Below are 277 nucleotides of genomic sequence, written 5' to 3' on the forward strand. Positions count from 1 at the left end.
GGAAAAATTATCGCTGGAGCCATTGCTGCTTCTGCAACAGTAGATACAAATTCTATTCTCATTGATACCCAAAAGCTTTTAGAATTACAAGCTGGAGAAAGCGTTACACCTGCACCTCAATCAACAGACTCTTGGGACTTTCCCATTAATCCTGAACAAGTTGCTCCTCTTTTACGACGCCTCATCACACCTAAAACGACAAGGGCACGTATCTATGATCGTGAGGCTACTTTGCTTCTTGATTCACGCGTTCTTTATTCTAGTGGTGAAGTTTTCA

The 277-nt window shown here is 41.9% G+C and carries 1 protein-coding gene; it reads left to right on the forward strand.

The window, feature by feature from the left end:
- The coding region (locus ACFIO5_RS10635; RefSeq protein ID WP_375705383.1) for a stimulus-sensing domain-containing protein at positions 1-277 on the forward strand (277 nt) is incomplete at both ends.

Source organism: Bartonella sp. AA86SXKL (assembly GCF_042196885.1).